At 65.9% G+C, this 18,359-nt stretch carries 17 protein-coding genes; all 17 read left to right on the top strand.

Translation table 11 applies throughout. The features are described 5' to 3' along the window. Positions 1–2 precede the first annotated feature (2 nt). The 17 genes from ToN1_RS03160 to ToN1_RS03080 all read left to right on the top strand — a co-directional run bounded on the left by ToN1_RS03160 (position 3) and on the right by ToN1_RS03080 (position 18,144). Positions 3–1,034, top strand: a complete 1,032-nt coding sequence (locus ToN1_RS03160; protein WP_169204550.1) for a hypothetical protein — start codon at positions 3–5, stop codon at positions 1,032–1,034. A gap of 38 nt (positions 1,035–1,072) precedes the next feature. After that, complete coding sequence (locus ToN1_RS03155; RefSeq protein WP_096447438.1) at positions 1,073–1,429, top strand: hypothetical protein; 357 nt, start codon at positions 1,073–1,075, stop codon at positions 1,427–1,429. A gap of 316 nt (positions 1,430–1,745) precedes the next feature. Continuing rightward, a complete protein-coding gene (locus ToN1_RS03150; RefSeq protein WP_050416200.1) occupies positions 1,746–2,255 on the top strand; it encodes a carboxymuconolactone decarboxylase family protein in 510 nt (169 codons plus the stop codon). 4 nt (positions 2,256–2,259) lie between these two features. Further along, positions 2,260–4,491 carry a CoA transferase gene (locus ToN1_RS03145; protein ID WP_169204549.1) on the top strand — a complete coding sequence of 744 codons (2,232 nt, stop codon included), beginning with the start codon at positions 2,260–2,262 and terminating at the stop codon, positions 4,489–4,491. Between the two features lie 26 nt (positions 4,492–4,517). Continuing rightward, positions 4,518–5,255 carry an SDR family NAD(P)-dependent oxidoreductase gene (locus ToN1_RS03140; RefSeq protein ID WP_096447434.1) on the top strand — a complete coding sequence of 246 codons (738 nt, stop codon included), beginning with the start codon at positions 4,518–4,520 and terminating at the stop codon, positions 5,253–5,255. A 12-nt stretch (positions 5,256–5,267) separates the two neighbouring features. Then, positions 5,268–6,542, top strand: coding sequence for an acyl-CoA dehydrogenase family protein (locus tag ToN1_RS03135; RefSeq protein ID WP_169204548.1), 1,275 nt, complete (start codon positions 5,268–5,270; stop codon positions 6,540–6,542). Continuing rightward, on the top strand, positions 6,539–7,594 hold the full coding sequence (locus ToN1_RS03130) for a phosphotransferase family protein (protein WP_169204547.1): 1,056 nt from the start codon (positions 6,539–6,541) through the stop codon (positions 7,592–7,594). The genes ToN1_RS03135 and ToN1_RS03130 overlap by 4 nt, the downstream gene beginning before the upstream one ends. 26 nt (positions 7,595–7,620) lie before the next feature. Next, entirely contained in the window at positions 7,621–8,820 is a 1,200-nt protein-coding gene (locus ToN1_RS03125) for an MFS transporter (protein ID WP_169204546.1), read from the top strand. Next, positions 8,811–9,581 carry an SDR family NAD(P)-dependent oxidoreductase gene (locus tag ToN1_RS03120; protein WP_169204545.1) on the top strand — a complete coding sequence of 257 codons (771 nt, stop codon included), beginning with the start codon at positions 8,811–8,813 and terminating at the stop codon, positions 9,579–9,581. The genes ToN1_RS03125 and ToN1_RS03120 overlap by 10 nt, the downstream gene beginning before the upstream one ends. A 266-nt stretch (positions 9,582–9,847) precedes the next feature. Then, on the top strand, positions 9,848–11,122 hold the full coding sequence (locus ToN1_RS03115; RefSeq protein ID WP_096447426.1) for a cytochrome P450: 1,275 nt from the start codon (positions 9,848–9,850) through the stop codon (positions 11,120–11,122). Between the two features lie 162 nt (positions 11,123–11,284). After that, a complete protein-coding gene (locus tag ToN1_RS03110; protein WP_096447424.1) occupies positions 11,285–12,592 on the top strand; it encodes an amidohydrolase family protein in 1,308 nt (435 codons plus the stop codon). Positions 12,593–12,725: 133 nt separating this feature from the next. Further along, positions 12,726–13,871, top strand: coding sequence for an acyl-CoA dehydrogenase family protein (locus ToN1_RS03105; protein ID WP_096447422.1), 1,146 nt, complete (start codon positions 12,726–12,728; stop codon positions 13,869–13,871). 2 nt (positions 13,872–13,873) lie between these two features. Then, positions 13,874–14,929 (top strand): acyl-CoA dehydrogenase family protein, encoded by a 1,056-nt coding sequence (locus ToN1_RS03100; RefSeq protein ID WP_096447420.1) that lies wholly within the window; start codon positions 13,874–13,876, stop codon positions 14,927–14,929. Next, positions 14,926–15,726 (top strand): crotonase/enoyl-CoA hydratase family protein, encoded by an 801-nt coding sequence (locus tag ToN1_RS03095; protein ID WP_169141487.1) that lies wholly within the window; start codon positions 14,926–14,928, stop codon positions 15,724–15,726. Before ToN1_RS03100 ends, ToN1_RS03095 begins: the two co-directional genes overlap by 4 nt. Positions 15,727–15,763: 37 nt before the next feature. After that, positions 15,764–16,888, top strand: coding sequence for an acyl-CoA dehydrogenase family protein (locus tag ToN1_RS03090; RefSeq protein ID WP_096447416.1), 1,125 nt, complete (start codon positions 15,764–15,766; stop codon positions 16,886–16,888). Positions 16,889–17,057: 169 nt separating this feature from the next. Beyond that, the gene (gene folE / locus ToN1_RS03085; RefSeq protein WP_050416190.1) at positions 17,058–17,696 is read left to right on the top strand and encodes a GTP cyclohydrolase I FolE; all 639 of its coding nucleotides are present in this window, start codon (positions 17,058–17,060) and stop codon (positions 17,694–17,696) included. 13 nt (positions 17,697–17,709) lie between these two features. After that, a complete protein-coding gene (locus ToN1_RS03080) occupies positions 17,710–18,144 on the top strand; it encodes a hemerythrin domain-containing protein (protein WP_096447414.1) in 435 nt (144 codons plus the stop codon). Positions 18,145–18,359 lie beyond the last annotated feature (215 nt).

Below are 18,359 nucleotides of genomic sequence, written 5' to 3'. Positions count from 1 at the left end.
CGATGAGAATCTTCCAGACCGTTCCTCAACGGGGCGATTTCGCCTATCAATGCCTGGTCGGACCGCAGAAAGTCAGCGGCGCCAAGCTCGCGGACCTGCGTGATCATTTTGGGCTCAAGCTCACCAAGCACATGCCCTTCGGCAGTGTGCGCGACGAAGAAGGGCACATCTATTCCTTCGTCCGTGCCGTAAATGCGCCTGGCAGCTCCCCCAATCCGACAAAGTTCATCTATCAGTCCACCCGGATTGACGAGCGCCACATTCGGGTCGACAAGGAAAGGATCCTGCCTCGCGCGATGACGATGTTCCCTAAACGCTGGCTGGAAGGAGATACCGCCTGCTGGTCCAGCCTGGACGGCGAACCCGGCGAGCCGTGGCTGATCACCGCGTCGGGTGAGCGCTTCAGCTGGAAGGAGGAGGGGCTTCTCGACATCGGCGGGCCGCTTATCGGCAACGGCATGCAGTGGTACCTGCCCGGCGAGGATTGGGGCACCTTCTACGTGTCGCAACTCTACGACGTGTCCGGCATCTGCGAGGGGCGTCCGGTGAAGGGCGTCATCGCGCTCGACCAGGCGTGGATGGCCGACGGCGGCGCCATTCACTTCCAGAAGGACCTCGTCGTAAACAACAAGATGCACGTCATCTGGTGGTCGTTCGCGACGATCTACAAGGACGGGACCTGGGATGCGGGCTCGTTTATGGTCGGTCACGAGAATCTGGGCTACGCGATCTTCCAGAACCACAAGGGCGAGATCTATTGCACGACGGATATCGAGGGCGAGGTGCGACACAAGGAGGGAAGTTATTTCGCCGAAACTGCCCGTATCGTGGTCGATGGCCGGGAGGAGTGGGAGTTCCTGCCTGATCCGAAAGGCGAAATGATGGACTTTGTCTGCGGATTCCCGATCACCGCGCAACAGGAAGGCCGCTGGAGGCGTGTGGGTGATACGCGCGAGCCGGATCGCTGGATGGCCTGGGGCGAATCGGACCGCCGCAACGGCAGCGCGCGCAATGTGCGCGGCAGCGAACTCTGACGCGCCCAATCAACACGAGACACGAAAAAGGAGCTCCCATGAGCATCGACGCGAAGGCCATCGAGCATTTCCTGCACACACAGCTTGCCCGATGGAACGCCTCCGACAAGGAAGGTTTTCTGGCTGCTTACCGCGAGGTCGCGCCCGGCGGTCTCTCAATCGAATACGTCGGCCGACCGCCCGCTGACGGGTGGCCGGTGCTTGAAGCGATGTGGACCGCGCAGAACGCCAAGATCGACATCGAGGAGGTCGCGATGATCATCAATGGCTGCGAGGCGGCCTGTCACAACCGCAACAGGGTGAAGGGGACCGATGTGACGATCGAAACCATCGAGCTCTATCGCTTCGACGAGGGCGGCAAGCTCCACGTGCGCTACTTCATTCGTCAGCCCTGAACGGGCAGTAACGGCGCGGTCGGGAAAAACCGCGATTGCGAACGTCCTCTCTACATCCTGAGGCAGGTGCGGCGTGTTCTGACACCCGGTCAGATCACGCCGTTCTTGTTTCGGAGGGGATTCAGTCGTATATTTGAACAAAAATGCAAAAACTGAACATATAAATACGAGAGGCTGTGCATCGGTGAGGCCGCTCGACCCCGCGATCGAGCGCTTCATGCAGGGTCGGGTGGCTCGTCGAAGTTCTGCAGCCTTGCCTGAGCGTTCTGACCGACGTCTCGCCGGGCAATCCGTTCATCCCAACCGAGGACCCACCATGGCGAGAATCCAGCCCATTCCCCTCGATGCGTTGCCTGCACCGCTTGCCGACGCAGTGGCGCGGGGGTGCGCCAATCGCATGTTGAGTTCCACCGTTCCGGTGCAGGTCTGGGCACATCGCCCCGAGCTTGCCCAAGCCTGGCTCGCGACCCTGGAAACGATGCACGTGAGTGGGGTGCTCGACGGCCGCCTCCGCGAGCTGGTGCGGCTCAGGATCGCCTCGATCACGACCTGCAAGGCGTGTCAGCTCGCGCGCAAGGACGACGCGGTGAGCGAGGAGGATATCGCCTGCCTGAGCGCGGACGATGCTCGTTTTTCGCCGCACGAGAAGGCGGCGCTGCGATACGCCGAGCTCTTTGCGGCCGACTACATGGCCATCGACGACGCGGTATTCGCCGAGCTCGGCCGCCATTTTTCCACCGCCCAGATCGTCGAGCTGAACATGTTCTGCGCGCTGATGCTAGCGGGTGGGCGCATGACCTATGTGCAGCAGGCGTACGCGGAGTAGGGCGATGCACGAAGGCATCCTCGCCGGTATCCGCGTCGTCGAGATCGCATGCGGCATCCCCGGTCCGGCGGCCGGGTTGCTGCTCTCGGAGGCGGGTGCGGAAGTCATCCGCATCGAAGCGCCGGGCAGCGATGCGGAGCAGGGCACGGCCTTGTTCTCCGTTCTCAACAGGGGAAAGCGTCGGGTCGAGCTCGACCTGGATCGCGATGATGGGCGCGGGCGTCTGCGTGCCTTGCTGGCCGACGCCGACGTGTTGATCCACGACTTCATACCTCGCCGTGCGGCAGCGTTGGGGCTGGCGGACGACGTGCTTGCTGCAGCATGCCCGCAGCTTGTTGTCTCGGCAATCACCGGCTGGCCATCCCGGCATCCACTCGCCGAGGCCTTGCCGCGGGAATCGCTCGTGCTCGCGCGCTTGGGTCTGCTCGACGAGCAGCCTGGTCATCGGCCGGGCCCGATCTTCGTCCGCATGCCATTCGCGAGTTGGCTCGCCGCCTGGTTCTGCGTCATCGGGGTGATGGCGCGTCTGATCGCACGTCGACGCGACGGGCGCGGCGGGGCGGCTCACACCAGCCTCGCCCAGGCCGCGCTCGCACCGATGAGCATGCACTGGTCACGCGCCGAGACTCCGACACCGGTGTTCGCGAAAGGGCTCGACAAGACGACGCCTATTCCGCTGCACCGATGCTTCGACGGGCGCTGGATCCATGTGCACTACTCGCCGGACAAGGCGCCTTGGATGGCAGAGGCGCTCGCAGCGATGGGGCCCGAGGCGGTCGCGGCGGAGAACGCGAAATATCCGCCCAGCCACGTTGCGCCAAACTTCGGCGCGAATAGAGCAATCATTGCCACGCGCCCCGCGCAGGAATGGGTCGAACACTTCTGGCAGCACGACGTGGCCGCACAGGTGGCGGCCCCTTTCGGTGAGATATACCGCGACGAACAGGCGCGTGCCAACGGATTTGTCGTGATGGTGGATGATCCCGTCCTCGGTCGCGTGTTCGAACCCGGGCCGGCGTACACCACCGACCCTCCCCCGCGCCTGCGCGGCGGGTTGCTGCCGCTTGAATCGGACCCGGCTTGGAGCGTCCCGCGCGCGCAAGCATTCGACGGCGTGCCGAAGGGGCAGTCGGGGAGCGCACCCCTCACTGGCCTCAGGGTGCTCGACCTGGGCGCCTACCTTGCGGGGCCCTTCGCGACGCAGCTCCTCGCCGACCTCGGCGCCGAAGTCATCAAGGTGGAACCCCCCGGTGGCGATGCGATGCGCCGTCTGGAACGGATCTTCGCCGGCACGCAGCGTGGCAAGCTCGGTGCGACGCTCAAGCTCGGGGATCCGACCGCACAACCGGCACTCGCGGCGCTGGTGCGCTGGGCCGACGTGGTTCATCACAACGTCCGCCTGCCGGCCGCGCACAAGCTGGGTATCGACTACGAAACGCTGAAGGCGATCAATCCGGCGCTTGTGTATTGCCACATCAGCTCCTACGGTCCGCTGGGACCGCGCAAGGACTGGCCCGGGTTCGACCAGCTGATGCAGGCGGCCTGCGGCTGGGAAGTGGAATGCGGCGGCGAGGGGAGGCCGCCGATGTGGTTGCGCTTCGGCGTCGGGGACTACTTCGCCGCGCTGTCGTCAGTGTTCGCACTCCTGCTCGCGCATTTTCAGCGCCAGATAACGGGCGACGGACAGGCGGTGGCGGCATCGCTCCTCGGCGCGACGCTACTGACCGTGGGCGAGGCCGTGATGCGCGCCGACGGCAGTCTGTCCCCGATCGATCACCTCGACGCGGCGCAGACCGGCGTGTCGCCGGATCACCGTCTGTATCGCTGCGCGGACGGCTGGCTGGCTGTCGCCGCGCTGCGGCCGGAGGAAGCGCGGGCGCTCGCCGCCTTGGCCGGGAACGATCGCGAGGCCTGGTTTGCGGCGTTCAGCCGCGAGACGGCCTGCGAGTGTCTGACCGCGGCGGGGGTGCCTTGCGAGCCCGCGCTCGAAAACCCCGGTCTGAGCTTTCTCGACGACGACGGCTGCCGACGGGCGGGGCTGCACGCCGCCTATCCGCACGCGGTGTATGGGCACCTCGAACAGGTCGGCGCGTACTGGAACTTTTGCGACCTGCCCCTCGCCCTTGACCGGGCACCGCCGGCGCTGGGCGAGCACAGCCACAGGGTGTGGCGATCGGTCGGGCTCGACGAAGGGCAGATTCAAAGCATGGTCGCCGCGGCCGTGACCAATCCCTGACGCATGGACGAAGGAGAAACGAACACGTGAACGAACTGGACTTCAGCGGCAAGACGGTACTCGTGGTGGGAGGATCGAGCGGGATCGGCAACGGCATGGCGCAGGCCTTCCGTCGGCGCGGGGCGAGCGTCCACGTCTGGGGCACGCGACCGACCGCCGCCGATTATGCGGATTCGGCCGACTCGAACCTCGAGGGACTCGCGTATGCGCAAGTGGACGTGGCCGACGCAGATGCGGTGGCGTGCGCGCCGGTGCCGTTCGAGCGGCTCGACGTGCTGATCTGCTCGCAAGGCACGGTGCGCTACAACCGCGAGGAGTTCAAGGTGCCGGCCTTTCGGGAGGTCGTGAACGTGAACCTCGTGAGCCTCATGGCCTGCGGCGACAAGTTCCACGACATGCTCGCCGAGAGCCGCGGATCGATGATCATCGTGAGTTCGGCCGCGGCCTTCCATTCCACGGTCGGCACCCCGGCCTACAACGCTTCCAAGACGGGGGCCTACGGCCTTACCCGCACGCTGGGCGAAGCGTGGGCACGCGACGGCATCCGCGTGAACGGCATCGCCCCCGGGCTCGTCGCGACCAAGCTTACCCGCATCACGACGGATCACCCCAAGCGCCTGGAGGCATCGCTCAAGAATATTCCCCTCGGCCGCCTCGGCACGCCGGAAGAGATGGCCGGTGCGGCGCTCTTTCTCGCTTCGCCGCTGGCGTCCTACATGCTCGGCCAGACCCTGCTGGTCGATGGTGGCCTGCTGCTCGCCTGATGGAGATCGAAGATGGCATGGGATTTTGAGACCGACCCGGAATTCCAGCAGGAACTCGACTGGATCGACCGCTTCGTGCGCGAGGAGGTCGAGCCGCTCGAGCATGTCCTCGGCAGTCCCTGGAATATCCACGATCCGCGCTTCGAGGCGCTGGTCCGCCCACTGCAGCGCGAGGTGAAGGCCAGGAATCTGTGGGCTTGCCACCTCGGACCGGAACTCGGCGGGGCGGGCTATGGCCAGGTCAAGCTGGCGCTGATGAACGAGATCCTCGGTCGCGCGCTGTTCGCGCCCATCGTGTTCGGTGCGCACGCGCCCGACTCGGGAAACTGCGAGATCCTCGCGCACTACGGCACGCCCGAACAGAAGGCGCGCTACCTCGAGCCGCTTCTCGACAACCGCATCGTGTCCTGTTTTGCGATGACCGAGCCGCAGGGGGGCGCCGATCCGAAAGTGTTCACGACGCGCGCCGAACAGGATGGCAATGATTGGCTGATTTCGGGGCAGAAGTGGTTCGCGTCGAACGCGCGCTATGCCGCGTTCTACATCGTCATGGCGATCACCGATCCGACCGTGTCGCCCTACAAAGGCATGAGCATGTTCATCGTGCCTGCCTGCACGCCGGGAATCGAGATCGTCCGTAACGTCGGCGTCCCTGACGATCCCGAGGCGACTCATGGCTACCTGAACTTCGACCGGGTGCGGGTGGCGGCGGAGAACATGCTCGGCGCGCCGGGCGAGGCCTTCGTCGTCGCGCAGGTGCGCCTCGGCGGGGGGCGCGTGCACCACGCGATGCGCGTCATCGGCCAGTCGCAGAAGGCGCTCGACGCGCTGTGCGAGCGGGCCTTGTCGCGCAGCACCCAGGGCTCGCTGCTCGCGGACAAGCAGATGGTGCAGGAGAGGATCGCCGATGCGTGGATCCAGCTCGAGCAGTTCCGCCTGCTGGTCATGCGCACTGCCTGGCGCATCGACAAGTACCAGGACTACATGAAGGTGCGCAAGGACATCGCCGCGGTGAAGGCGACGATGCCCAAGGTGCTGCACGACATCGCGTCGAGCGCATTGCAGGTGCATGGATCGATAGGGGTGTCGTGCGAGATGCCCTTCGTCGGCCTGATCGTGCGCGCCTACCAGATGGGGCTCGCGGACGGTCCCACCGAGGTGCACAAGGTCACCGTCGCCAAGCAGTTGCTGCGCGAGTACACCGGTTGCGAGGACCTGTTCCCGGACTATCACCGGCCGACGGCCGAGGCCGCTGCACGGGCGAAGTTCAGCGCGGTGCTGGGATGAGCGCTCACGGGTGGGCGGCGGAGGTCGATCTCGGACGACTCGCCGAATGGATGGATGCGCAGGGGCTGGGTAGTGGGGCGATCGACTCGGTCACGCCGCTCACCGGGGGCACGCAGAACGTCCTGCTGCGCTTTTTTCGGGACGGCGCCGAGTACGTCCTGCGCTGCCCGCCGCCGGGCGCAAAGCCCGAGATCCACGCGACCTTTCTCCGTGAGGCGCGGCTGCTCGGAGCACTTGCCGGCACGGCGGTACCCCACCCGCGCCTGATTGCTGCCTGCAGGGATGCGTCGGTGCTCGGTGCGCCGTTCTACCTGATGGCTCCGGTGGATGGCTTTACCGCAACGCCCACGCCGCTCCGGGGGCTCTATGCCACTGATCCGACGTGGCGCCATGCGATGGGGCTGTCGATGGTCGATGCCTTGCTGCGCCTGGGCGAGGTCGCGCCCGATGCGGTCGGACTGGCGGACTTCGGGCGGCCGGAAGGGTTTCTTGAGCGGCAAGTGCCGCGCTGGCTCATGCACCTCGAGCGCTGCGCGGAGCAGCCCGGTTGGCCGGGGCCGCAGGCGCTGCCTGGTGTGCGCGAGGTGGCCGACTGGCTCGAAGCGCACGTGCCGGCAGCCAACGTTCCGGGGCTGATGCACGGCGATTATCACTTCGGCAACGTGATGTTCCGGCATGACCGGCCGGCGCTTGCAGCGATCATCGACTGGGAGCTTGCGACGCTGGGGGATCCGCTGCTCGACCTCGGCTGGCTCGTCGCGACCTGGCCCGACCGCGACGGGCGGGGCGCCGGCACCATCCGCATCGCGCCCGCCGACGGTCTTCCCTCGACCGCCGAACTCGTCGAACACTATCGCCAGCGCAGCGCGCGCGATCTGTCGGCGATCAATTGGTACGTCGCGATGGCACGCTTCAAGCTCGGCATCATGCTCGAGGCCAGCCATGCGCGATCCTGCGCAGGCAAGGCTCCGGCGGAAACCGGCGCGCAGCATCATTCGTCCGCGGTGCGCCTGCTCGAAGCGGCGATCGCGGGGATCGAGGTGCGGGCGTGAATGGGCACGGGGTTTCCCCGGCATCCATGCGCAGCGCCCTGGTGGCGCTGGTCGCATGCCAGGTCGGACTGCACGCCTGCGTGCAGGGGGCTCGCCTGGCCGCGCCGCTGAGCGTCCTGCGGCTGGGGCATTCCGAGTGGGCAGTGGGGCTCGTGATGACGATGTTCGCGCTATTTCCCGCGATCTTCGCGATCCCGGCCGGACGGCTTGCCGATCGGCACGGCTACCATCTGCCGCTGCGCATTGCGGCCGGCCTGTCGCTCGCGGGTGCGTTGCTCGCAGCGTCGGTACCCCATCTCATTGCCCTGTGTGCGGCCGCTGCGTTGTGCGGCGCGGGCTCGGGCTTCGGCATGATCGCGATCCAGCGCACGGCCAGCCGATTCGCGCGGGACGAGGCGGATCGACTTCGCGTGTTCAGCTGGATCGCGCTCGCTCCGGCCGTGGCGGGACTCTTCGGGCCGATGATGGCCGGCGTGTTGATCGATCATCTCGGCTTTTCGGCGGCGTTCGCCGCGCTCGCGCTGCTTCCGTTCGCGACCCTGGTGATCGCCCAGGCGGTCCCGCATGAAAGCCGGGCGCCGGTCTCCGCGTTGAACCGCAAGCAGCCGTCCGCTTGGGGCCTGCTCCGCCTGCCGTCGTTCCGGCGCCTGCTCCTCGTCAACTGGCTGGTGTCGGCCAGTTGGGACGTGCATGGCTTCGCGTTGCCGATTCTCGGGGTCGAACGCGGCTTCAGCGCATCGGCGCTGGGGGCGGTGCTGGCGGCCTATGCGGTGGCGTCGATGTCGGTGCGCGTCGTGATCCCGTTTGTGGCCGAACGCCTGCCGCGACGCCATTTGCTTGCGGGGGCGCTTTTCATCACGTGTCTGGTGTTCGTGCTGTATCCACTGCTCCAGAGTGCATGGGCCATGGCGCTGTGCGCCGCGACCCTCGGCCTTGCGCTGGGCGCGATCCAACCGACGATTCTCGCGACGCTGCATCAGGTCACGCCCCGCGAGCGGCACGGCGAGGCGCTGGCTTTCCGCTCGATGACGGTGCACGCCTGGATGACCGCGATGCCCCTCCTTTTTGGCGCCATTGGGGCGAGTGCCGGCGCGGCCGTGCTGTTCTGGGTGATGGCCGCGGCGCTCGGTCTCGGGGGCCTGCAGGCCCGGCGGATCGACACGGACAACGGGGCTCCCGGGCGCCGCGAGGAACATCCACAACAGGAGGAGAGGACATGCAGCTGAGCGGAAAACGCCTCATCGTGACCGGCACCGCAGGGGGCATCGGTGCGAGTGCACTGCGCGGACTGGTGGCGGCCGGTGCGCGGCTGGCGGCGCTGGACGTGAATGACGAGGCTGGCCGCGCGGAAGTGGCGCGCGCCAATGTGGGAGCCTCGGGCGAGGCGAGGTATTTCCACTGCGACATTCGCGAGCGTGCCGAAGTCGATAGGATCGTCGCGCAGGCCGTCGCCTGGTTGGGCGGCCTCGACGGACTGGTGAACATCGCCGGCGTCGAGCGCGCGGCGCCGGCCGAAGCGATCGTCGAGGCCGACTGGGACCTCATATTCGACGTCAATGCGCGCGGTACCCTGAACACCAACCAGGCCGTCTTTCCGCATCTGCGGGAGAAGGGCGGTCGCATCCTCAACTTCGGCTCCGCGGCGGGGGTCATGGGGCTGCCCGGGTGTGCCCACTATTCGGCCGCCAAGGCAGCGGTCCTCGGCTGGACCCGAACGGTGGCGAAGGAGTGGGGGCGACACGGCATCAGCGTGAATGCCGCTGCGCCGGGCATGTGGACACCCATGTACGACGCCCACCGCGCACGAATGGACCAAGATGCCCTGCGGGCGCACGACGCGATGATGGCCGGGTTGATCCCGCTCGGCGGCAAGCTCGGCGACCCCGATCGCGACATGACGCCTTTCGTGGTGTTCATGATGAGCGACGGGGCTCGCTTCATCAGCGGCCAGACGCTAGCCGTCGACGGTGGACTCATGATTCCGTGATGCAGGAGCGAGAACCGTTGCACTGTCGGCTGCACTAACGCGCGCCACGTCCGCATTCCCGCCCCAGGCAGGGCAGGTGTCCTCCGGCCTGCCCTGGTCCCTGCTTGAACACTTGGCAGTACGCATTAAATGGAGCACTATGCGCAAAAGTGTTCAGAAACAGCGCCGTCTTATCCGGCGTGAAGGCACCGTGTCGAGGCCATTGCACATGGCCGGCACAGCGTGTTCGTTCACGACCGGGCGGTGCGCCAACGGAGGAAGACGAAATGAGCAGTGTCAAGGACGTTACGCTGGAGAGCGCGTTCGCCGGAGTGGCCGACAACTACCGCGGTGAGGATGTCGATCTGCATGCGATCTACCGCGAGATGCGGAAGAACTCGCCGATCATTGCCGAGAACTTCATGGGCAAGCTCGGCGTGCCGAACATCGCAGGGCTGGATCCGAACCGGCCGACCTACACCGTGTTCAAATACAAGGACGTGATGACCGTCCTGCGCGATGCCGCAAACTACACCAGCGGTTTCATCGCCGAAGGGCTGGGGGCCTTCTTCGACGGCCTGATCCTCACCGGCATGGACGGCGAGGCGCACAAGAAGGCACGCGGCCTGCTGCAGCCCATCTTCATGCCCGACGTGGTCAACACGTGGCGCGACAGCAAGATGGATCCCATCGTGCGCAACGAGTACCTGTTGCCGCTGGTGCCGAAGAAGAAGGCCGACCTGATGGACTTCGGCCTCCACTTCCCGATTCGCCTGATCTACGCGCTGATCGGTTTTCCCGACGACGAACCCGAGAAGGTCGAACAGTATGCGGCATGGGCGCTGGCGATCCTTGCCGGCCCGCAGGTGGACGCCGAAAAGGCCGCGATTGCGCGCAAGGCTGCAATGGAAGCCGCACAGGCGCTCTACGACGCGGTGAAGGAAGCCGTCGTCGCCGTGCGCCAACGCGGCGCCGAAGGAAACGACCTCATCAGCCGCCTGATCCGGGCCGAATACGAAGGGCGCAAGCTCGATGACCACGAGATCACGACCTTCGTGCGTTCGCTGCTCCCGGCTGCCGGTGAGACCACGACGCGGACCTTCGGCTCGCTGATGGTGTTGCTGCTCGAGCGTCCGGACGTGCTCGACAGGGTCCGCAAGGATCGCAGCCTGGTCGGCAAGGCCATCGACGAGGCGATCCGGTTCGAGCCCGTGGCGACCTTCAAGGTGCGTCAGGCGGCACAGGACCTCGAACTCGGCGGCGTCCGCATCCCGAAGGGTGCCATGGTCCAGTGCATCGTTTCTTCCGCCAACCGCGACGAGGAAGCCTTCGAGAGCAGCGAAGAGTTCGACATCGATCGCAAGCTCAAGCCTTCATTCGGCTTCGGCTTCGGCCCTCACATGTGCATCGGGCAGTTCATCGCCAAGACCGAGCTCCAGGTGGCGCTGAACGCCATTCTCGATCTGTTCCCGAACATCCGCCTCGACCCGGATGAGCCGAAGCCGCGGATTACGGGCGCACAGCTTCGTGGCCCTCACTCCGTCCCGGTCATCTGGGATTGAGGTGGCGCGCGGACCGGCTGAGCCTCCGGCCGATCTGGAAATTTCGTTAAACATGAACACAAAGCAAAAAAGTGTTTAACAAAACGAATTTCTTGCTCTAAGATAGAGGCTCATAACCGGTTCGCGCCCACCGCGGACGCCACTCCAACAGGGGACACACACATGAAGCTCGAAGATCTCATCCTTGTCAGCGTCGATGACCATGCGATCGAACCGCGTGGCGCCTTCGACCGCCACATGCCCGCCAAGTACAAGGGCCGCCAGCCGCGCGTCGAAAACCGCAACGGCCGCGACATCTGGGTGTTCGAGGAGCAGGCAACGGGCTACATGGGACTGAATTCGGTGGTCGGGCGTCCGAAGGAGGAGTACGGCATGGAGCCGCTCTCCTACGAACAGATGCGCCGTGGTACCTGGGACATCAAGGCGCGGGTCGACGACATGAATGCGAACGGCGTGCTCGGCTCGCTGTGTTTCCCGACCTTCCCCGGTTTCGCCGGCCAGCGCTTCCAGGTCATGCCGGACAAAAACGTCAGCCTTGCAGCCATCCAGGCCTACAACGACTGGCACCTGCATGACTGGTGCAACGCTGCTCCGGGTCGCTTCATCCCCTTGATGATGGTGCCATGGTGGGACATGCAGGCCGCCGCGGCCGAGGTGAAGCGCATGGCCGATCAGGGTGTGCATGCCATCACGCTGTCCGACAACCCGACCGTGCATGGCTACCCGTCGATCCACAACCCGCACTGGGATCCCCTGTGGAAGGCGTGCGAAGAGAACAATGTCGTGATCTGCTGCCACATCGGCACCGGGGTGAAGGCGGCTCACGCCTCGGATGAATCGCCGATCGACGCCTGGATCACGTCGATGCCGATCTCGATCTCCAACTCGGCGGCGGACTGGATCTGGGCACCCATGTGGAAGAAGTACCCCAAGCTGCGCATGGCCCTGTCGGAAGGCGGCATCGGCTGGATCCCGTATCTGCTCGAGCGCGCCGACTTCACGCACAACCACCACCACGCCTGGACGAACTCGAACTTCGGCGGCAAGAAGCCCAGCGACATCTTCAACGAGCACTTCATCACCTGCTTCATCGAGGATGCGTTCGGGCTCAGGAACCTCGACTCGATCAACGTCGACATGGTCACGTGGGAGTGCGACTACCCGCACTCGGACTGCACCTGGCCGAACTCCGCGGACGTGTTCTGGCAGCAGGCGAAGAACCTGCCCGACGAGATCATCAACAAGATCAGCCACCTCAACGCGATGCGCGAATTCTCTTACGACCCGTTCGCCATCCTGGGGCGCGAGAACTGCACCGTCGGTGCGCTGCGCGCGCAGGCGACGCATGTCAGCATCGAGCCGGCGCTGGGCCTCGGCGGCGCAGCTCCGCAACGCGATCCCAGCAAGCCGGTGACCTCGGGCGATATCAACAAGATGTTCGCCTCGGCGGACGCGCAGACCGCGCTCTGAGTCCGGCTGCAGTGCGGTTGGCGGGCACGCGGGGCGTGTCCGCCGGCCGACGGTCGTCCGTGCCGTTCGCGGGCGACGTGACCCGGGTCATCCACGCCGTTGCTCAAGCCGACGGCCCACTATCGAACGCGCCATGTCCATAGACCAGTTCAAGTACAGTCGCATTCCACCGGAGGCCGAAGCACTTCGTGCGGAAGTGCGTGCCTTCCTCGCCGAAGCCCTGAAGGACTACCCGGCGGTCCGCCGGGCGGATTCCTGGATGGGGTTCGACGCCGAATTCAGCCGTCGCCTGGGAGCGAAGGGCTGGGTCGGCATGGCTCTGCCCAAGCGCTATGGTGGCGGCGAGGCGAGTCCCTTCGCGCGCTACGTCGTGATCGAGGAGCTGCTCGCCGCCGGCGCGCCGGTGTCCGCGCACTGGTTCGCCGATCGCCAGAGCGGCCCGCAGATCCTGCACTACGGCACCGATGCGCAGAAAGAACGCCACCTGCCGGCGATCTGCCGCGGCGAACAGTTTTTCTGCATCGGCATGAGCGAGCCCAATTCGGGCTCCGACCTCGCTTCGATCAAGACGCGCGCACGCCGTGAAGGGGACAAGTGGGTGGTGAATGGGCAGAAGGTGTGGACCACCAACGCCCACCGCTCGCACTACATGATCGCGTTGGTACGCACCGGCGAGAACAGCAAGCGCCAGGAAGGACTCTCGCAGTTCATCATCGACCTCAGTCTGCCGGGCATCACCATCCGGCCGATCAAGGACCTGACGGGCGCCGAGCATTTCAACGAGGTCTTCTTCGACGAACTCGTACTCGATGCCGACGCCATCATCGGTACCGAAGGGCAGGGCTGGGGGCAGGTCACCGCCGAACTCGCCTTCGAACGCAGCGGTCCCGAGCGCTTCCTCAGCTCGATCGCGCTGCTCCACACGCTCATCGACGCGGTGGGCCGTAGTCCTGATGCCCTGCAGGCCAAGGAGATCGGCCGCTTCGCCGCGCGACTGGTGACGCTGCGCAACATGTCGTTGGCGGTGACGGCCCAACTCGCGGCGGGCAACAACCCGGCGTGGGAGGCCTCGGTCGTGAAGGATCTCGGTGCGGTTTTCGAGCAAGAGATTCCGGAAGTCGCGCAGCTGTTGTGCGAGCTTCCGCCAACCGTTCAGGGCGGCAGCGACCACGCCCAGGTGCTGGCCTATCTGACCCAGATGGCGCCATCGTTTTCACTGCGCGGCGGCACGCGGGAGATTCTCCGCGGCATCATCGCGCGCGGATTGGGGCTGCGTTGATCATGAGAGACCTATTCGATTCCTCTGTCGAGCGCCTGTTCTCGGACCTCGTCACCGCCGACGCGGTGTTGGCTTGCGAGGGCGGCGAATGGCCGACGGAGCTGTGGACGGCTGTCGAAGCATCCGGATTCACGCTGGCACTGGTGCCGGAGTCGCTCGGCGGTGCAGGTGCCACGTGGGCGGATGTATGTGGTGTGCTGCGTCTGGCCGGCCGCTTCAACCTCCCGCTGCCGCTGCCCGAAGCGATGCTCGCCAATTGGTTGCTGGGTGCGAGCGGACTGGCCGCCGTGTCGGGAACGCTGAGTGTTGCCGCGCGCGGCACACTGCGCCTGGAAAACGGCCGTGTGACCGGGGCCGCTGTCGATGTGCCATGGGGGCGCCACGTCCGCCACGTGGTGGCCGTCGCAGCGGGCGCGGCGCCGGCGGTGGTGCTCCTGCCGACCGAGGCGGCGACGGTGGTGCGTACCGTGAATACGGCCGCCGAACCGCGCGACACGCTCAAATTCGAAGCGGTGGTGCCGCTCGCAAGCGCGGCTTTGCCGACGGCACTGTCGGCCGACGTGCTCAAGCTTGGCGGTGCAATGATGCGTGCCGCGCAGATTGCGGGCGCGCTCGAAACCGTGTTGGCGATGGCCACCACGTATGCCGGTGAGCGCGTGCAGTTCGGCAAGCCGATCGGCAGTTTCCAGGCGATCCAGCACCAGATTGCAGTCCTCGCCGAACATGCGGCGGCCTCCGTGATGTCCGCCGAAGCGGCCTTCGCCGAGTCGGACGATCGGCTCGCACGCCTGCCGGTGATGGCGGCCAAGATCTGCGCCTCCGAGGCCGCGGGGATCGGGGCGGGTGTCGCCCACGCCGTGCATGGCGCGATCGGCTTCACCCACGAACACGCCCTGCACCTGACGACCCGCAGGCTGTGGTCGTGGCGCAGCGAGTTCGGCTCGCTCACCGACTGGTCGCAGCAGCTCGGTCGCGCGCTCTGCGGCGCCGGCTCCCAGGCATTGTGGCCATCGGTTACCGCCGGCGTGCTCGCCGCATACGAGGAGACTGCAGCATGAAACCCTTTCTGATCCTCGAACGCGAGGACGCCATCCTCACCGTCCGCATGGATAGCCCGGAGACGCGCAACGCGCTCTCCGACCCGTCACAGATGCAGGAGTTCGTCGACCTGTGCGCCAACGTCCGCACGGACCGCTCGATCAAGGTCGTCGTACTCACCGGCAACGGACCGGCTTTCTGTGCCGGCGGCAACGTCAAGGACATGCGCGAACGCGGCGGCATCTTTGCCGGGTCGCCCTATGAGGTGCGCGAGAGCTACCGCAATGGCATCCAGCGCATCCCGCTGTGCCTTTACGACCTGGACGTGCCCGTCATCGCGGCGATGAACGGACCGGCGATCGGCGCGGGCCTGGACTTGGCGTGCATGTGCGATGTGCGCATCGCCGCCGACACCGCGAAGTTCGCGGAAAGCTTCGTGAAGCTCGGCATCGTGCCGGGTGATGGCGGTGCGTGGCTGCTGCCGCGCATCGTCGGTATGCCCAGGGCCAGCCTGATGGCGCTCACCGGCGACATGATCGACGCCCAGACCGCGCTCGCGTGGGGCCTCGTGACCGAGGTGGTACCCGCAGCCGAGCTCGAGACCGCGGCGCTGGGCATTGCCCGGCGCATGGCGGCTAATCCGGCCCACGGCCTGCGCCTTACCAAGCGCCTGCTGCGGGAAGGCCAGCACATGCGTCTCGATTCGCTGCTGGAGATGTCGGCGGCCTACCAGGCGCTTGCCCATCACACCGAAGATCACATGGAAGCGGTCGCAGCCTTCGTCGAGAAGCGCGAACCGAAATTCACCGGCCGCTGAGCCGGGAAACTGCACGAGAACAGGCGGAGGAACAAGGATGCGGACCGTATTCCGTGAAGATCATGAAATGTTCCGCGAGATGGCGCGGCGCTTCATCGAGAACGAGATCGTCCCCCACCTGCACGAGTGGGAGGCGGTCGGGATCGTGCCGAAGTCGGTCTGGCGCAAGGCGGGCGAGGTCGGCCTGCTGTGCTCGACGGTGCCGGAGGAATACGGCGGTGCGGGTGGCGATTTCGGCCACTCGGCGGTGATGATCGAGGAGCTGGCGCGGGTCAATGCGACCGCGATCGGCTTCACGACCCACTCCGAGATCGTCGCCCCTTACATCGTTGCCTACGGCAGCGAGGCGCAGAAGAAGAAGTGGCTGCCGCGGATGGTTGCGGGCGAGATCATCGGCGTCATCGCGATGAGCGAGCCCGGCATCGGTTCCGACCTGCGCTCGATGCGCACCAGCGCACGGCGCGATGGCGACGAATACGTCATCAACGGCCAGAAGACCTTCATCACCAACGGTGGCAACGCGGACCTGATGGTCACCGCGACCAAGCTCGACCCCAATGCGAAGGAGCTCACGCTGATCTGCGTCGAGGCCGATCGCCCCGGATTCTCCAAAGGCCGGCTGCTTGAAAAGATCGGACTGAAGGGCCAGGACACCTCGGAACTCTTCTTCGACGACGTCCGTGTCCCGGTCGAGAATCGCCTCGGCGACGAGAACAAGGGCTTCGGCTATCTCACGCACCAGCTCGCGTGGGAACGCACCATCATCGGCATTCGCGCTGCCGCCTCCATCGAGGCGCTGATCGACGACACGCTCGAGTACGTGCGCGAGCGCAAGGTGTTCGGCAAGACGGTCTTCGATTTCCAGAACACCAAGTTCAAGCTCGCCGAATGCAAGGCGCAGGCAACCATGCTGCGCGTGTTTGTGGACGACTGCCTGGGCAAGGCCATGCGCGGCGAACTCTCGCCCGAGGTCGGCGCGATGTGCAAGCTGGTCGGTTCCGAGATGCAGGGCAAGGTGCTCGACGAACTTCTGCAGCTGCACGGCGGCTACGGCTTCATGAGCGAGTACAAGATCAGCCGTGCTTGGGTCGATGCACGCGTCGCGCGTATCTACGGTGGCACGTCCGAGATCATGAAGGAAATCATCGCCCGCTCGCTCTGAGCAGACCAGACCGCGCGGGCGTGACGCAGATTATGTCTTCTCCTCCGACGGTGCGCGGTGCGCTGCCGGTTTACGGGACCTCGGCAACACGGTCCCGCTCTTTCTTCTGTGGGGACGCCCTGCGTCACGGGCGCCCCCGCACGCCGCAGGACAAACGGGAGAACGCAGCATGAAAGAAGGGCAAACCGACGACGCCGGTGACGCGGACCTGCGCGGTGGCGTATCGCGCGAGGCGGCGGAAGACGCCGTACGCACCCTTATCCGCTGGGCCGGCGACGAACCGGGCCGCGAGGGGCTCGTCGATACGCCCTCGCGCGTCGTGCGCGCCTACGAAGAATTCTTCGCCGGCTATTCGCAGGACCCGGCCGAAATCCTGGCTCGCACCTTCTCCGAGGTCGAGGGCTACGACGAGATGATCGTCATGAACGACATCCGCTTCGAAAGCCACTGCGAGCACCACATGGCGCCGATCATCGGCAAGGCGCACATCGGTTACCTCCCGAACCACCGCGTGGTCGGCATCTCCAAGCTCGCGCGGCTGGTCGAGATCTACGCAAAACGCCTGCAGATCCAGGAAAAAATGACGGTGCAGATCGCCGACACGCTGCACTCCGTGCTGCAACCCAAGGGCGTCGCGGTTGTCATCGAGGCGTCCCACCAGTGCATGACCACGCGCGGGGTGCACAAGCCCGGCGCAGGCCTCGTCACCAGCCGGATGGTCGGCGCGTTTCGCGAAGACGCCTCGACGCGCCGCGAATTCCTCGCGATGATCGGCATGGGCGGCCCGCGCGGCCTGCCGAATACCTGAACGGAGACCGGAAATGAGCGAGCAGGCGACCCCCTGGAGCGACGAATTCCTCCTCGGCTATGGGCCGATGGACGACATCCACCACGAGTTCGTCGAGCTCGTGCACGCCATGCAGGTCGTCGGAGACGAAGTCTTCCCGGCGCTGCTCGACCGTTTCGCCGCCCACGCCGAGCACCACTTCGCGGAGGAAGCCGCCTGGATGTCCGCGGGAAACTTCCCGGCGCGGGACTGCCACATCGAGGAACACGAGAAGGTCATGGCGTCGGTGCGCGAAGTGCAGCAGATGGTCGCGGCGGGCAACATCGAGGTCGGGCGCCGCCTCGCGGTCGCGCTCGAGGAGTGGTTCCCGGGCCATGCGACCTACATGGATTCGGCGCTGGCGCAATGGATGGTCAAGCGCAGTACGGGGGGCGTGCCGCTGGTCCTGAAGCGCGCGGTGACGACCTGAAAGTCGGCTAGGTAGGCGCGCTGCGGTGGCTATGGCAGAGCCGGGTTAGGTCGGTGACGTCGGCTGCGGTATCCAAAGTGCACTTTGTGCGACCATTCATCACTCAGTTGTGATGTTCCCTGCGCACTGACCGTCGTTCGGCCAGACCGGCCATCGGCCTGGTGGTCTGTGTAGGGCGGCAATGCGTCGGTCACCGGCCGTGGCGGTGAATGAGT

It is taken from the genome of Aromatoleum petrolei (assembly GCF_017894385.1).
Taxonomy (GTDB): domain Bacteria; phylum Pseudomonadota; class Gammaproteobacteria; order Burkholderiales; family Rhodocyclaceae; genus Aromatoleum; species Aromatoleum petrolei.
Note: the sequence above shows the minus strand (reverse complement) of the source record. Positions and strands in the feature narration are given on the sequence as shown.

Coding starts and splice junctions, on each gene's coding strand:
- ToN1_RS03155 (WP_096447438.1), top strand. CDS start 1,073: ATGAGCATCGACGCGAAGGCCATCGAGCATTTCCTGCACACACAGCTT.
- ToN1_RS03120 (WP_169204545.1), top strand. CDS start 8,811: ATGCAGCTGAGCGGAAAACGCCTCATCGTGACCGGCACCGCAGGGGGC.
- ToN1_RS03100 (WP_096447420.1), top strand. CDS start 13,874: ATGAGAGACCTATTCGATTCCTCTGTCGAGCGCCTGTTCTCGGACCTC.
- ToN1_RS03150 (WP_050416200.1), top strand. CDS start 1,746: ATGGCGAGAATCCAGCCCATTCCCCTCGATGCGTTGCCTGCACCGCTT.
- ToN1_RS03095 (WP_169141487.1), top strand. CDS start 14,926: ATGAAACCCTTTCTGATCCTCGAACGCGAGGACGCCATCCTCACCGTC.
- ToN1_RS03130 (WP_169204547.1), top strand. CDS start 6,539: ATGAGCGCTCACGGGTGGGCGGCGGAGGTCGATCTCGGACGACTCGCC.
- ToN1_RS03160 (WP_169204550.1), top strand. CDS start 3: ATGAGAATCTTCCAGACCGTTCCTCAACGGGGCGATTTCGCCTATCAA.
- ToN1_RS03125 (WP_169204546.1), top strand. CDS start 7,621: ATGCGCAGCGCCCTGGTGGCGCTGGTCGCATGCCAGGTCGGACTGCAC.
- ToN1_RS03115 (WP_096447426.1), top strand. CDS start 9,848: ATGAGCAGTGTCAAGGACGTTACGCTGGAGAGCGCGTTCGCCGGAGTG.
- ToN1_RS03135 (WP_169204548.1), top strand. CDS start 5,268: ATGGCATGGGATTTTGAGACCGACCCGGAATTCCAGCAGGAACTCGAC.
- ToN1_RS03145 (WP_169204549.1), top strand. CDS start 2,260: ATGCACGAAGGCATCCTCGCCGGTATCCGCGTCGTCGAGATCGCATGC.
- ToN1_RS03080 (WP_096447414.1), top strand. CDS start 17,710: ATGAGCGAGCAGGCGACCCCCTGGAGCGACGAATTCCTCCTCGGCTAT.
- folE (WP_050416190.1), top strand. CDS start 17,058: ATGAAAGAAGGGCAAACCGACGACGCCGGTGACGCGGACCTGCGCGGT.
- ToN1_RS03110 (WP_096447424.1), top strand. CDS start 11,285: ATGAAGCTCGAAGATCTCATCCTTGTCAGCGTCGATGACCATGCGATC.
- ToN1_RS03090 (WP_096447416.1), top strand. CDS start 15,764: ATGCGGACCGTATTCCGTGAAGATCATGAAATGTTCCGCGAGATGGCG.
- ToN1_RS03105 (WP_096447422.1), top strand. CDS start 12,726: ATGTCCATAGACCAGTTCAAGTACAGTCGCATTCCACCGGAGGCCGAA.